Source organism: Alcaligenes sp. 1735tsa3, assembly GCF_024134565.1.
Taxonomy (GTDB): Bacteria; Pseudomonadota; Gammaproteobacteria; order Burkholderiales; family Burkholderiaceae_B; genus Alcaligenes; species Alcaligenes phenolicus.
The window spans coordinates 2,882,931-2,896,496 of sequence record NZ_CP099862.1; the positions used below are offsets into that span (position 1 = coordinate 2,882,931).

Annotated in this window: 13 protein-coding genes; 6 read left to right on the plus strand and 7 right to left on the minus strand. The window is 56.0% G+C overall.

What is annotated here, in order from left to right:
* Positions 1-63 precede the first annotated feature (63 nt).
* A complete protein-coding gene (locus tag NIZ92_RS13445; protein WP_254002099.1) occupies positions 64-1,368 on the minus strand; it encodes an MFS transporter in 1,305 nt (434 codons plus the stop codon).
* Between the two features lie 346 nt (positions 1,369-1,714).
* Between NIZ92_RS13445 and NIZ92_RS13450 the strand changes: the two genes are divergently transcribed.
* The gene (locus NIZ92_RS13450) at positions 1,715-2,434 is read left to right on the plus strand and encodes a C40 family peptidase (protein ID WP_026483087.1); all 720 of its coding nucleotides are present in this window, start codon (positions 1,715-1,717) and stop codon (positions 2,432-2,434) included.
* 113 nt (positions 2,435-2,547) lie between these two features.
* Here NIZ92_RS13450 and NIZ92_RS13455 read toward each other — a convergent pair whose 3' ends face one another.
* The 3 genes from NIZ92_RS13455 to NIZ92_RS13465 form a co-directional block, all read right to left on the minus strand.
* On the minus strand, positions 2,548-2,883 hold the full coding sequence (locus tag NIZ92_RS13455; RefSeq protein WP_009456553.1) for a DUF2325 domain-containing protein: 336 nt from the start codon (positions 2,881-2,883) through the stop codon (positions 2,548-2,550).
* 206 nt (positions 2,884-3,089) lie between these two features.
* Positions 3,090-4,040: a CysB family HTH-type transcriptional regulator gene (locus tag NIZ92_RS13460; RefSeq protein WP_009456554.1), complete on the minus strand. Its 951-nt coding sequence runs from the start codon at positions 4,038-4,040 to the stop codon at positions 3,090-3,092.
* 86 nt (positions 4,041-4,126) lie between these two features.
* Positions 4,127-5,620: a CoA-acylating methylmalonate-semialdehyde dehydrogenase gene (locus tag NIZ92_RS13465; RefSeq protein ID WP_009456555.1), complete on the minus strand. Its 1,494-nt coding sequence runs from the start codon at positions 5,618-5,620 to the stop codon at positions 4,127-4,129.
* A 165-nt stretch (positions 5,621-5,785) separates the two neighbouring features.
* On the opposite strand from NIZ92_RS13465, the gene NIZ92_RS13470 reads away from it, so the two are divergent.
* Positions 5,786-6,679 carry a LysR family transcriptional regulator gene (locus NIZ92_RS13470; protein ID WP_035272524.1) on the plus strand — a complete coding sequence of 298 codons (894 nt, stop codon included), beginning with the start codon at positions 5,786-5,788 and terminating at the stop codon, positions 6,677-6,679.
* Positions 6,680-6,740: 61 nt separating this feature from the next.
* Here the strand turns inward: NIZ92_RS13470 and lptF are convergent, their stop codons facing one another.
* Positions 6,741-7,850, minus strand: a complete 1,110-nt coding sequence (gene lptF / locus NIZ92_RS13475) for an LPS export ABC transporter permease LptF (protein WP_035272521.1) — start codon at positions 7,848-7,850, stop codon at positions 6,741-6,743.
* 56 nt (positions 7,851-7,906) lie between these two features.
* Between lptF and NIZ92_RS13480 the strand changes: the two genes are divergently transcribed.
* The 4 genes from NIZ92_RS13480 to epsC all read left to right on the plus strand — a co-directional run bounded on the left by NIZ92_RS13480 (position 7,907) and on the right by epsC (position 11,813).
* A complete protein-coding gene (locus NIZ92_RS13480; RefSeq protein WP_035272520.1) occupies positions 7,907-9,400 on the plus strand; it encodes a leucyl aminopeptidase in 1,494 nt (497 codons plus the stop codon).
* A 2-nt stretch (positions 9,401-9,402) separates the two neighbouring features.
* Entirely contained in the window at positions 9,403-9,825 is a 423-nt protein-coding gene (locus NIZ92_RS13485; RefSeq protein WP_254002100.1) for a DNA polymerase III subunit chi, read from the plus strand.
* Positions 9,826-9,906: 81 nt separating this feature from the next.
* Positions 9,907-10,617: a Bax inhibitor-1/YccA family protein gene (locus NIZ92_RS13490; RefSeq protein WP_009456559.1), complete on the plus strand. Its 711-nt coding sequence runs from the start codon at positions 9,907-9,909 to the stop codon at positions 10,615-10,617.
* A 266-nt stretch (positions 10,618-10,883) separates the two neighbouring features.
* A complete protein-coding gene (gene epsC / locus NIZ92_RS13495; protein ID WP_021446866.1) occupies positions 10,884-11,813 on the plus strand; it encodes a serine O-acetyltransferase EpsC in 930 nt (309 codons plus the stop codon).
* Positions 11,814-12,058: 245 nt separating this feature from the next.
* Here epsC and rarD read toward each other — a convergent pair whose 3' ends face one another.
* Positions 12,059-12,964 carry an EamA family transporter RarD gene (gene rarD / locus NIZ92_RS13500; protein ID WP_254002101.1) on the minus strand — a complete coding sequence of 302 codons (906 nt, stop codon included), beginning with the start codon at positions 12,962-12,964 and terminating at the stop codon, positions 12,059-12,061.
* The gene (locus NIZ92_RS13505; protein WP_254002102.1) at positions 12,961-13,566 is read right to left on the minus strand and encodes a PIN domain-containing protein; all 606 of its coding nucleotides are present in this window, start codon (positions 13,564-13,566) and stop codon (positions 12,961-12,963) included. Before NIZ92_RS13505 ends, rarD begins: the two co-directional genes overlap by 4 nt.

Sequence of the window (13,566 nt, forward strand, 5' to 3'; positions counted from 1 at the left end):
TTTTTTGGGCCACGCATGGGCAGCCCAGCTTAATTTTATATAAACGTAACGCGCCTTACTTACTCAATCCTGACAACTGAGATCGGCTTGATTCTTGGCCAAAATGCCGCGCTGAAAATTCAAACGCGACAGGATCAGCAGGCCCGCCAGAAAGAATAATCCCGTGCAGGCCAGAGCCAAGCGGTGGTTCCCGCCGCTTAGCCAAGTCACCAGACCGTAAGACAGCGGACCACATACTGCGGCCAGTTGAATGGCAAAGGTCCACAAGGCAAAAAACTCAGCCAGACGACTCTTGGGAGCCAGCAGTCCAACCATGGCTCGCCCCGCACTTTGGCTACTCCCTATGCATAGCCCGGCGACGGCTGCCGCCGCCCAGAACCCGGCCAAGGAACGCGTGCTGACAGCAATTCCCACCATGACCAGCCAGGCACACAGCGTCAGTGCCAGAGCACGTCTATGGCCGATGCGATCTTGCACATGTCCAAACAACAAAGCCCCCACGGCAGCCGCAATATTGACGGTAAAGATCAGCGTCATGGTTTGCGCCATGGTGAAACCCATGGCCTCGGTGGCGTACACCGCCGACAAAGTAATAATGACGGCAATTCCGGCTTGATAGGCAGCACCACATAACAACAAGGTGCGGAAATCGGGAAAATGCTGATGCACGTCACGCGCCGATGCAATCAGGCGCGACAACATGCCCTGCTGCTCTGCCCCGCTGGGTGCACTGCGTTCGCGCAGAAACAGAAAAGAAGGCAAGGCCGACAAGGCAAACAAGGCAGCCGTAATCAGGGCGATACCGGGCACATACTCTTGAGCCGTCCATCCTTGCGATGTCGCCCAGGTCAGAAAAGCCAGGGAAAGGCCCAAGGCCAACATGCCACCAAAATAGCCAAAACCCCAGCCCCAACCGGAGACACGCCCCAAGGCGTCAGGCCGGGCAATTTCCGGCAAGAAAGCACCGATGATGGACTCGCCTATGCAATAGCAATAATTGGATAAAGCGATGAAAACCAGGGCCCAGACGATGTCATTGGGACCGGCCCAATACAGCATCACGGTTGCCGACACACAGCCTATGGTGCTGCTGAACAAAAGCCGCCTTTTGCCTTGACGTGCATCGGCTTTTGCACCGAGCCCCGGCATGGTCAACATGATGCTCAAATACGAAGCGGACAAGGCCAAGGTCCACGCCAAGGTAGCCCAGCTGCGGCCTTCGGCGACGATACCAACAAAATAGGCACTGTAAACACTGGTCAAAATGACGGTGGTGTAGCCAGAGTTTGCGAAATCATACATAGCCCAAGCCCACAACTCGCGCAGCCGTACTCCTTCGTTTAGGGCTTTCCCTAGGGCTTGTCCCATAAATCGCATCATTCAATCCCTATAAACAGTAAAACTTCGTTCTATTTCGGCTAACTTTCAACAAGTCAGCAAGAACAGCACTGGACCCATGCACAGGGCCTGAAAACCGCTGTCAGCCGCACTTTGCAACAGTATGATTCAATCGCAAAATACACTCCTACAATGCTTTACGGTGCAATTATCATCCGGTACACTGCCAAACATTCAACGCACAGCAACGTCCGGCAAAGTATGGTGCTTTTAGCCATACTTACAGCCCTGATACCCATCAATTGCTGCTACTTTCAGCAAAAATAGGCATCAAGGTTGTGCTGCTGCCCACCAAGTCCTTAAAAAAGCCCTGGTCATGCCGCCACATTACCTGAATCCACCCGCACTTTTGCACATTACCTATCGCAGCGCCAAGTATCTTTTGTTGGCCGGCGCGCTCGCTCTGACAGGGTGTGCCACCACTGGAACTCAACAGTCCAGCCAGAACAAAGATCGTGCAGAACTGGATCACGGCTATTACGCCGACTACGAATTCCAGACCGAGTCCGACCCGCTGGGTACATATCTAGCTAACCGCGCTCGCAATGACATCAATATTGCTTACAGCAGCGATCGTCGCCAGGGGCGCGCCGAAAGCCGCAGTAGCCAAGCTTCTTCCTCTACCCACGGCCTTGCCAACGCCGCCCTGAACTTCCTGGGCGTGAAGTACAGTTTTGGTGGCGATGCTCCCAGCACTGGCTTTGATTGCAGCGGTCTGGTGTCCTACGTGGCTGAAAAGTCCCTGGGTCTGAAGCTACCCCGCCAATCCAAGGACATTGCCAAAGAAGGCACTTCGGTTAACCGTAGCGAGCTGCGCAAAGGTGACCTGGTCTTCTTCAATACTCGTGGCGCTCGTTTCTCTCACGTAGGCATTTACCTGGGTGATGACAAATTTGTCCACGCCCCTCGCACTGGCGCTGTTGTCCGCGTCGAGAGCATGGAAGTGGGTTACTGGAAAAAACGCTATAACGGCGCACGCCGTCTGGCGGCTGCCGATACGCAGCAGTCCGAAGCTCGTTTGCGTAGCGTCAAATAAGACCGCCCTGCTGCCAAACTGGCAGCACACAAAAAAGCCACTGTTTTATAACAGTGGCTTTTTTTTTAATCTGTAAAGATTCCTTCTTTGCCCCAGTAAGTCATGCCGCCAATCTAGTGGCTCTTGGACTTACCGAGCGGACAAGATTCACAATAGCCGCATTGGGTTAAGGCTTGCTTCATGCTACAAACCGAGCGTCGGCAGGCAACTACTCGTATACCGGACTTCAAGGCAGCAGCCCGGAAGGTTTTCATGACGTTGTGACCCAGGAAGTCGGTCAGCAAAATCAGCAAATCGGTGCCGGAAGGCAACTGCAGGGTTTTTTTCTGGTGGGCTGGATCACGCCCGCTAATATGATGTTTGATCGAGATATTGTGGATCTTGAGCAAGTCGGGAATGTTCCCCAGACGGTCTGCTCCAACCACGACTGCACTGACGTATTGAGACACAGGAAGCTCCATTGGCTAAGAAAGTTGGATAATGATAATCATTCTTATTATCATAGTCAATTGAGTCGATAGCTTGTTTCAATTTTTACTTATAGCCTTTGACCATAAGCTCTCACCTGCCCTGCCAAACCACGCCGACCGCACAAACAATAAGGGCCACCGTGTAATCACGATGGCCCTTATTGCCAACTAAACAGTGGCTAGCTCTACAACGGGCCACCAGCTTGTTTCTCGTCCAGAGCGCTCAGCACCACATCCCGGGTCAATTCCGGTGCCAGCATCTCCAGCAGTTCAAAAATATAGTCACGCAGGAAAGCCCCGGCTTTCACCGCCACCTTGGTGTGGTGTGCGCCAAACAAATGCCCTGCTGGCAGGCCCACCAGACCCTTATCACGACGCGGATCGAACGCGATGCCCGCGATGATACCGATACCCAGACCGACATCAACGTAGGTTTTGATCACGTCAGCATCAATAGCTTCCAGCACAATATCCGGAGTGATGCCGTGCTTGGCAAAGGCCTCGTCGATCGAACCTCGGCCCGAGAAAGCATGGTCGTAAGTCACGATGGGGTATTGCGCCAGGGTTTCAATGGACAGCTGCTTGTTGGCAGGCAGATCAGCCAGTGGATGGTCCGGCGTCACCACCACCGTATGCTCCCAGGTGTAGACCGGCAAGGCGACCAGGCCCGGCGTCAGCGCCAGGGTTTCGGTAGCGATGGCCACGTCAGCCTGCTCGTGTATCACCATCTGGGCCAGCACAGGCGGGCTGCCTTCAGCCAAGGACATATGGACCTTGGGAAAGCGACGGCGGAATTCAGGGATCACCTTGGGCAGCAAATATCGTGCCTGGGCGTGGGTACAAGCGATAACCAAGGTGCCTTCATCGCGGCGGGCGAAGTCGTCGCTGACACGCTTGAGGTTGTCGATCTCGCGCATGATGCGGTCAATCACCTCGGCGACAGCTTCGCCCGGTCGGGTCAAGCCCTTAATGCGTTTTCCATGACGTTCAAAAATCTTGATGCCCAGTTCATCTTCAAACTCGATGATCGCTTTGGACACCCCCGGCTGGGAGGTATAAAGCGAGCGAGCGGCTTCAGTCAGATTGAAGTTACGTCGGATGGTCTCTCGGACAAAGCGGAATTGTTGAATATTCATATGTTAATAGCCCCAGGTACAGGGCTATTATATGTAATAAGGAACAGCTCGCTTATTGCATTAAGTTATATATATAGATTCAACAATTACGTCATGCTGATTGTTGTATTCATCGTATTGGCATGAGCTTGCCAACGGGCCGTCACGGTTTTGGTCTGTGTCCAGAACTGAACGGCTTGTTTGCCGTTCGGACCCAGATCACCCAGCTTGGACGCACGCGAGCCAGTAAAACTGAACCAGGCCACCGGCACAGGGATAGGAATATTGATACCGATCTGGCCTACGTCAATACGGTTCTGGAAGTAGCGCGCATGGCCGCCGTCCTGGGTGAAGATGGACACGCCATTACCGTTGGGGTTGCGGTTGATGAACTGCACCGCCTCTTCCAGCGTATTGACACGCACAATGCACAGCACGGGTCCGAAGATTTCTTCTTCGTAAATGCGCATATCGGCTTTCACATCATTGAAGATGGTTGGGCCGACAAAGTTACCGCTTTCATAGCCAGGCACTTTCACGCCACGACCATCCAGCAAGAGGCTGGCACCTTCCTGTACACCGGCTTCAATCAAGGATTCCACACGCTGGCGAGCACGCGGCGAGACCAAGGGGCCCAGATCGGCCTGACGGTCCGTACCTACGTTGACCTTCATGGTGGCAGCACGTTTGACCAGTTCATCAACCCACTCGCCAGTTTCGCCGACCATCACGGCTACCGAGATCGCCATGCAGCGCTGGCCGGCCGCGCCAAAAGCAGCGCCCAGCAATTGGTTGATCGCCACATCACGATCCGCATCAGGCATCACAATGCAGTGGTTCTTGGCGCCCATCATGGCTTGCGAGCGCTTGCCAGCTTCAGTGGCACGACGGTGAATTTCGGTGCCAACGGCCGTCGAACCAATAAAGGACACAGCCTTGACTTCAGGATGGGTCACCAGGGCATTGGCAATATCTGCACCGCCGTGGACCACGTTCAGCACTCCTGGAGGCAGGCCAGCTTCCAGAGCCAGTTCAGCCAGCATCAGACTGGCGCTAGGATCCTGCTCGGAAGGCTTGAGCACGAAGGTATTACCGCAAGCCACAGCCAGCGGGAACATGAAGCAGGGCAGCATCACCGGGAAGTTGAACGCGGTCACACCGGCACACACGCCCAAGGGCTGGATCAGGGTGTAGACATCAATACCGCCCGCAGCGTTTTCTGCGTATTCGCCCAATTGCATCGAAGCAATGGAACACGCGTATTCGATCACTTCCAGGCCGCGGCCTACTTCACCTTCAGCGTCAGGCATGGTCTTGCCGTGTTCACGCGAAATGGCTTCAGCCAGCTTGGCACTGTTTTCACGCACCAGACGCTGCAGATTCAGCATGACGCGCATGCGCGCGCCCTGGCTGGAATGGCGCCAGCTCTCATAAGCCTTGGCCGAGCTGGCAATAATGGTTTCCAGCTCTTCCATCGTGGCGTAAGGCACTTGGGCCACGACTTCCTGGGTGGCTGGATTGAGCACATCGTCCCAACGGGTGCTCTTGGATTGAACATGTTGTCCATCGATCAGCAAAGGTACACGAACCACTTCCGTCATAGCATGTCTCCAATGAATTGCTCAGGCGGCTAAGCCTTATTTGTTATCCCACTTGTATGAGGGTTCTCATCGAGTGTAGAAGCCTCAAGACCCGTTTACCATGTTGAAAAATGCACAGGAGCTGGGCATTTATGCACAAGTCTTTTTCAGGGCGGGCCCATCACGATGGACTGGGATAATCTGCGTTACTTTCTGGAAGTGGCCCGCTGCCAGCGTATCAGCGTTGCCGCTCAACGGCTGGGCGTTCAACACAGCACCGTGGCACGCCGTATCCAGGCACTGGAGCAGGAACTGGGCTTGCGGCTGTTCCACAAGTCCACGGTCAGCGGCTATAGCCTGACCAGCGAAGGGCAGAATCTGCAGCAACGCATGGAGCCGGTAGAAAGCCGCTTGCTGGCGGCTCGCGATGCGATTACGGGCAAGGCCAGACCCTTGACCGGCAAGCTGCGCCTGGGCTGCACTGAAGCCTTTGGCAGTTATGTCCTGACGCCCTTGCTCAGCATTTTCCAGGCCCAGTATCCGGAGCTGACCTTGGAGCTGTTGCCTGTACCCCGCCCTATCAGTCTGTCACGCCGGGATGCCGACTTGGCCATTGCACTGGAGCGCCCCCAACGCGGCCCTTACTGGTGTACGCGCCTGGCAGACTACAGCTTGCGGCTCTATGCCCATCAGGATTATTTGAACAGCCATCCGCCCATAGAAAGCGTGCAGGATTTGTCCCAGCATCGCTTTATTGCCTATGTGGATGATCTGGTGTTCAGCGACAGCCTGCGCTATCTGGAAGAAATCGTCAGATCGGCCGCCGTACGCTTTCGCAGCACCAGCGTGATTGCGCAGTATCAGGCTACCTTGCAGGGACAAGGAATTGCCGTTCTGCCCTGCTTTCTGGCAAAAACCGATCCGCGCCTGCGTTGTGTTCTACCCGACCAGGTGGAATTGCGTCGACGCTTCTGGATGTTCTGTCATGAGGAGCAGCGTCAAAATCCCAGCCTGACCCGGCTCTGGCACTTTCTGAAGCAGTCTGTTCAGGAGCGACAAGATTTGCTGGATGGAGCTTGAATCGCTCAATCAAGCTAGAAGTAACAGGTACAAAAAAGGGGCGTCACGCCCCTTTTCTACTTCAGCTTGTCGCTGGTGGTTTAGGTGCCTTGATGCGCAATTTACGCCACATCATGAAGACCATGATCAGCAAGAAGATCGCGTGGACCAGCCACAAACCGATTTCAAAACCCAATTGGCCATTACGAATCCAGCCGCGCGAGAGGTTGATCAGGTTCATATAGAGCAGACCTACCAGACCAGCTACCAGAATATTGCCTGAGCGTCCCATCCTGGGATTCACCGCTCCCAGAGGAATCGCCAGTAAGGCCAGATTCAGTGCCGCCAGGGGCAAAGCCAAGCGCCACATGATCTGTGAGCGCGCCTCGGCATCGTCATCACTGAGTAACAAGGTGGTTTGACGAGCCTTGATCTGCTGCTCGGCACGGGCGCGAATCGTTTCAGCGGTATTGCCTGCATCACGGCTCTCCAGACGCATGCCGTAACTTTCGAAGTCCACCATACGGAATTCGGCCTGACCGGGCTTCAAGTCGTAGCGATGGCCTTCGCTCAAGACCAGAAAGCGATCGCCATTGGGCTGCTCTTCCATGCGAGCACTTTGCGCAGTCACAATGCTGAGCCACTGCGGGTCGATCACGCGGGCGATCACATTACCCAGCTCATCCCCTTCTTTTTCTGGGGAGTCGGCGTAAAACACGCGGGCACCATCATCGGACTCGATAAACTGCCCGGCGGTCACTTTACTCAGGTCCGAGCGCTGCTCAAAACGCTGGCGGTACTCGGCAATCTGACGATAAGCCCAGGGCGAAGCCTGCAAGGTCAGAACGGCAATCAGAATGGCAACCGGCACGGCACACTGCAAAACGGGCGTTACCCAGTTTTTCAAGGACAGGCCGCTGGCAAACCAGACCACCATTTCGGATTCCCGAAAGCTGCGCGTCACCGTAGTGAGCACGGCAATGAACAGGGAAACGGCCAGAATAATCGGCAAGGCGGTAATACTGGAAAAGGCGGCCAGACCCAGCACCACATCAGGGCCAATCGTGCCATTGGCCGCTTCGCCTAACAAACGCACCAGAAGTACACTAAGCCACACAATCAGCAAAGTGGACAGTACAACGCCACTGTGACTTAAGATTTCGGATACCGCAGAGCGTTTAAATAGAGACATATGAGAATTTGCGAGATAATCGCAGGTACGATTTGCGACACACTGAGGATAGTTGAATGGAATTTAGCACACAGACATCCGCTTCTTTGCACCAAATTAAGACGGCCGCACTAGGCGTAGGCGTCTTTGCCGAGGGCATTCTAAGCCCCGCAGCGGAACTTATCGACCGCGCCAGCAACGGAGCTGTGAGCGCTGCTGTCAAAGCCGAGTTTAAAGGCAAGCCCAATACCCACCTGGTGCTGCGCAATCTGCCCGGTGTTAAGGCCGAACGCGTTATTTTAGTCGGCTTAGGCGCTCAAGAGGAATACAAAGCAGCAACTCATACGCAAGCCCAGGCCTGCCTTGCTTCTTACTGCCTGAAAGCAGACCTGAAAGAAGCCGTTTCGGCCCTGGCCAGCATTGATTGCAAAGGCACCACCTTGCGCAGCCGCGCTCAGGACGCTGCCGTGGCCGTATGCCGCGCCAGCTACCGCTACACCGCCACGTTCAGCAAGCCCGAACCTGCTCCCCAGCTGAACCAGTTCCTGCTGTGGACGGCCCGCACCCAAGCCAGCGAAGCCAAGGCGGGTCTGGAGCAAGGTCAGGCCATTGGTAACGGTGTGAACCTGACCCGTTTGCTGGCTGACCTGCCCGGCAATATCTGCACTCCTACCTACCTGGGCAAAACCGCCAAGCAGTTGGCCAAGGAGTTCAAGACACTGAAAGCCGAAGTGCTGGAGCGCAAGCAGATCGAAGCCTTGAAGATGGGTTCGTTCCTGTCGGTGGCCAAGGGTTCGGATGAACCGCCTGCGTTCATCGTGCTGCGCCATACCCCCAACACCAAGACCAAACACGAGGACGGTCCTATCGTTCTGGTGGGTAAGGGCCTGACCTTCGACTCGGGCGGTATCTCCATCAAGCCAGCCGGCAATATGGACGAAATGAAGTACGACATGGGCGGTGCTGCCAGCGTTTTGGGCACCATGCGCGCCATTGCCGAACTGAACATCGACCGTGAAGTGATCGCTGTGGTGGCTTCTTGCGAAAACATGCCCAGCGGCCGCGCCAATAAACCGGGCGACGTCGTGACCAGCATGTCTGGCCAGACCATCGAGATCCTGAACACGGACGCCGAAGGCCGTCTGGTTCTGTGCGATGCCCTGACCTACGTCGAGCGCTTCAAACCCGCTGCCGTGATCGATATGGCCACCCTGACCGGCGCTTGCGTGGTCGCTCTGGGCCACGTCAACACCGGCCTGTTCTCGACCGACGACGACCTGGCTGATGAACTGATGCAAGCTGGCAAGCAAACGGGTGACACGGCATGGCGCATGCCCATGGACGACGCCTACCAGGAGCAACTGCGCTCGAACTTTGCTGATATGGCCAATATTGGTGGCCCACCAGCCGGTTCGGTAACCGCCGCCTGCTTCCTGTCCCGCTTCACCAAAGCGTACCGCTGGGCTCACCTGGACATCGCCGGTACTGCCTGGCGCAGCGGCAAGGACAAGGGCGCCACAGGCCGTCCCGTGCCTTTGCTGGTTCAGTACCTGCTTAATCAGTGTCGCTAAGCATGAGCCGCGTCGATTTCGCTTTCGGCGCGCCAGATCGCTTGCGTATGGCCTGCGAGGTCGTGCGCAAGCACTACGAGGCGGGCCGTCAGGTGGTGGTGTATCTTTCCGATGCCCGCCAACTGGCCCGTTTCGATCGCCTGCTCTGGGGTTTTGAATCCACGGCTTTTGTCCCGCACGTCGGAGTGGAAGACCCCTTGGCAGCCACCACCCCTGTTTTGTTGACCAGTGCCGCCCCCGTGCCCGCAGGTGAGCAAAGCTGGCTGTTGAATCTGGATGCCCAATGCCCGCCCGGTTTTGAGCTATTCCCGCGTATATTGGAAATTGTCTCCGAACGGGAAGCTGACCGTACCCAGGCTCGCGAACGCTGGCGTGTCTACCAGGCGCAAGGCTGCCAAGTGCATGCTCATAAACTGGGTGCTTGAATAATAAAGAAGATTCTTGATTATTCAGGTAGTTGTCAGTTATTCTTGACCACTGATCTCTCTGTATTCTAAGGACTCATCATGAGCGAATTTCGTCAATCAAGCTTGCCTGAGCATAACGGCACCCTGGGCGCCCAGTCGCTGATTGCTCGCAATCGCGTCCTGCGCAACACCTACTGGCTGCTGGCCCTGTCCATGATTCCCACCGTGCTGGGAGCCTTGCTGGGCCTGTCCTCCGGCATTAACCGGGTTATGGGCGCCAGCCCAGGCCTGAGCGCCATTGTTTTCCTGGTCGGTGCCTTTGGCCTGATGTTCCTGATCGAAAAGAACAAGAACAGCTCGCTGGGTGTCGCCCTGCTGATGGCCTTTACCTTCTTCATGGGTGTGATGCTGTCCCGTCTGCTGGGCTTTGTCCTGGGCATGGGTAATGGCGCACAACTGATCATGCTGGCCTTTGGCGGTACCGCCGCAGTCTTTGGCGCCATGGCAACTATTGCCAGCACCACCAAGCGTGATTTCTCCGGCATGCAGAAATTCCTGTTTGTCGGTGCCGTTATCCTGCTGGTTGCGGCCTTGGCCAACATCTTCCTGCAACTGCCTGCGCTGATGCTGACCATCTCCGTGATGGCTATCGGTATCTTCTCGGCCTTCTTGCTGGTTGATCTGCAGCGCGTCATCAACGGTGGTGAAACCAACTACGTGTCGGCCACCCTGGCGATCTATCTGGACGTCTACAACATTTTCAGCAACCTGCTGGTGCTTTTAGGCGTGCTGGGCGGTAACCGCGAATAAGATCGCGGACCCCGCACTCCCCAAGCCCCCTTTTCGAAGGGGGCTTTTTTTATTATCCGCACGCTCAAGCACGCTGGCTTGAAAACCTGACCATGCCCCTCATCTGCTTGATCTTGCCCCAAGCTCATGGCGCCTTGAAGCGGCACGACCAGGCCTGAGCCATGGCAAAGGGAATCACCCTGACGCAGCGCCCTGTTTTTCGTGTCCTTGCTCAGACGCGCGGGTATAGTAAACCTTGTAGAAAATTTCCCCTTTGGAGAACACTGGTGGCAGTCTTTGAAACTCAACATATCGTCGACAATCTGCGCGGGGCCCGCGAAGAATGGCGACAGGCGCATCAACGCTTGAACGAGCTTGAAGGCCAGGAATTTCCGTCGGTACAAGCTTTGATTCAAGTGACCGAGCAGCTCAAAGGCATCCTGTTTCCCATGCGCCTGGGCAGCCCGGAGCTGCGTCGCGAGTACGAAGATCACTTTGTCGGCCACCACCTGGGCCAGGCGCTCAATACGCTGCTGCAACAGGCGCGTATCGAGCTGCAACGCGCTGCCCTGCTCCGTGGTGACAAGTACGATCGCGAAACCATTGAAGAGCAGGCACACAAGGCCATACAGGCTTTTGCCAACAAGCTGCCAGACTTGCGCCGCACCCTGGATCTGGACGTGGTCGCCGCCTATCAAGGCGACCCGGCTGCCCGCAATGTGGACGAGGTACTGCTGTGCTATCCCGGTCTGCTGGCCATGATCCATCACCGCATCGCCCATGCTCTGACCAATCTGGGGCTGCCCCTGACGGCGCGCATTATTGCAGAACTGGCCCACAGCCAGACCGGTATTGATATTCACCCCGGCGCGCAAATTGACCATTCCTGTTTCATCGACCACGGCACCGGCGTTGTTATTGGCGAGACCGCCATCATCGGCAAGCGGGTTCGTATTTATCAGGCCGTCACCCTGGGTGCCAAGCGCTTTAGCAAGGACGAAAAAGGCTTGCTGCTGAAAGGTCAGCCACGTCACCCCATCGTGGAAGACGACGTGGTTATTTACGCGGGTGCAACCATCCTGGGGCGCGTCACTCTGGGTGCGGGCTCCACGATTGGCGGTAATGTCTGGATTACGGAAGACGTACCAGCGGGTTGTTCGGTGACCCAGGCCAATTTGTTGCGCAATCAACCTGACTGCCCGGAGAAACTGCGCTAAGCAGCCTGCTTATATCGCGCAGGACCCAGTCTGGTACGGCCCGGACTATCTCCTCTAGAAGAGCCCCGTAGTAAAAAAAACGACTCCTGTCATGTCCTTCCCAAAAGCATGGATAGCTATCCAACTTTGGAGAGGGTCTTTCAGGAGTCGTTTTATATTGGGTTCTGCTTCACTCAGGAAGCCCCCAGAACGTCTGGGTAGACGCTAACTGCCCTTCGGCACTAGCTGGTACTAACAAGCAGAGTTTACGCCTTGGGAGGCGGCACAGGCGGTCCGGGTCGCCACATCTTGATGAAACCTTCCGTAGCCATCAAGGAAATGGCAATCCAGATCGGAATATAGGTCCACCACTGATTCGCGCTCATGGGCTCGTCCAGCAGCAAATACGCCACCCAGAACAAGAGCACCGGCTCCACATAGCCCAGAATGCCAAACAAGGCCAAAGGCAACTGACGACTGGCAGACAGATAGCTGACCAACGCAACCGAGCTGATCAGGCCCAGAACCGGGACCTGCCAGATCAAGCGAGGCTGATCCGCGAACAGGCCCCACATCTGCGTGTCTTGAACAAATAGCAGCCAGCAAGCTGGCAGGAACAAGAAGCTCAGATCAAACCAGAGTGAAGCCAGCGAGCCCAGACGCAGATAACGGCGCAGCATGAAATAAGGTGGATAACCCACAACCACCACCGCTGTCGCCCAGGAGACGCTCCCTACGCGGAACAGCTCGTGCAGCACACCCACGCCGGCCAATGCCACAGCAATCCACTGAATAGTGCTCAATCTGTCTTTGTAGATCACCCGCCCTACCAGCACCATCATCAGCGGCAAGAGGAAGTAGCCCAGGGACACGTCCAGCGCCATCTGGTGCAAAGGCGCCCAGACAAAAATCCAGAGCTGTACCCCGACCAGGGCTGCAGCCAGCAAGAGCAAGGCAAAATAGCGCCAATTCCCGGGCCAGTGACGCAATACCCAACGCACTTCCCGCCAGCGCCGTGCCCGAGTGATCACCAAAGCCAAAGCAGGCAGCCCCAGCACAATACGCCAAGCAAAAACCTGCTCGCCACTAAGCGGCTGCAAGACGGTGGCGTAGTAGTACAGGCAGGCAAATAACGCTGAGGCCAGGACCGACAGCAAAACACCTTGCTTCATGAGTGCGCCTCGCCCATTTTCTGACGCCGCAAATAAGCCTGCCCCACACTGAACAGACGATCACGCTTTAACAAGGTATGCGTATCCAGTGCCTGCGCTTCGGGCGTCAGCATCAAAGCGGGCAAACCATCCAGCAAACGCTGCATCAAATCCGGGTGCGCGGCCATGTACAAACTCAAAAGCTGATCCGGCTCCCACAAGCTGATCCCCAGGCGACGCAGCTCGGAACGATTAAAGTCTTTCAGATTACGGGTCAGGATGCCGACCGGCTGACCGGAATAACGCTGCTGTGCCAAACGGGCAGTGGCGATCACATGCCAGTCTTTGGCATCGGAGTAACGCAAGTCCTTCTTGAACTCGCTGCTATCGCCTAAATCGGCTTCGGGGTAACGCTGTTGCAGCGCTTCCCACTGCTCCTCGATAGAGGTGGGCATGACTTTCCACAGCCTGCCCGCATTGCGCCGCCATTCGTCCCCGATCACCGGACTCCAGACAGGCTTGAACAACTGCTCGTCAGCCAGGGCCAGGAGCAAGCGGCGCAGTACGTTGGAGATCAGTACGCAGGTATCCAGAACCAGCACGGAAGGAAGGGAGACGGCCAT

Excerpts from the sequence above, each read along its gene's own strand:
- NIZ92_RS13490 (WP_009456559.1), top strand. The coding sequence starts at position 9,907 with ATGAGCGAATTTCGTCAATCAAGCTTGCCTGAGCATAACGGCACCCTG.
- lptF (WP_035272521.1), bottom strand. The coding sequence starts at position 7,850 with ATGTCTCTATTTAAACGCTCTGCGGTATCCGAAATCTTAAGTCACAGT.
- NIZ92_RS13445 (WP_254002099.1), bottom strand. The coding sequence starts at position 1,368 with ATGGGACAAGCCCTAGGGAAAGCCCTAAACGAAGGAGTACGGCTGCGC.
- NIZ92_RS13470 (WP_035272524.1), top strand. The coding sequence starts at position 5,786 with ATGGACTGGGATAATCTGCGTTACTTTCTGGAAGTGGCCCGCTGCCAG.
- NIZ92_RS13450 (WP_026483087.1), top strand. The coding sequence starts at position 1,715 with ATGCCGCCACATTACCTGAATCCACCCGCACTTTTGCACATTACCTAT.
- NIZ92_RS13465 (WP_009456555.1), bottom strand. The coding sequence starts at position 5,620 with ATGACGGAAGTGGTTCGTGTACCTTTGCTGATCGATGGACAACATGTT.
- NIZ92_RS13480 (WP_035272520.1), top strand. The coding sequence starts at position 7,907 with ATGGAATTTAGCACACAGACATCCGCTTCTTTGCACCAAATTAAGACG.
- NIZ92_RS13485 (WP_254002100.1), top strand. The coding sequence starts at position 9,403 with ATGAGCCGCGTCGATTTCGCTTTCGGCGCGCCAGATCGCTTGCGTATG.
- NIZ92_RS13505 (WP_254002102.1), bottom strand. The coding sequence starts at position 13,566 with ATGGCCGTCTCCCTTCCTTCCGTGCTGGTTCTGGATACCTGCGTACTG.
- NIZ92_RS13460 (WP_009456554.1), bottom strand. The coding sequence starts at position 4,040 with ATGAATATTCAACAATTCCGCTTTGTCCGAGAGACCATCCGACGTAAC.
- rarD (WP_254002101.1), bottom strand. The coding sequence starts at position 12,964 with ATGAAGCAAGGTGTTTTGCTGTCGGTCCTGGCCTCAGCGTTATTTGCC.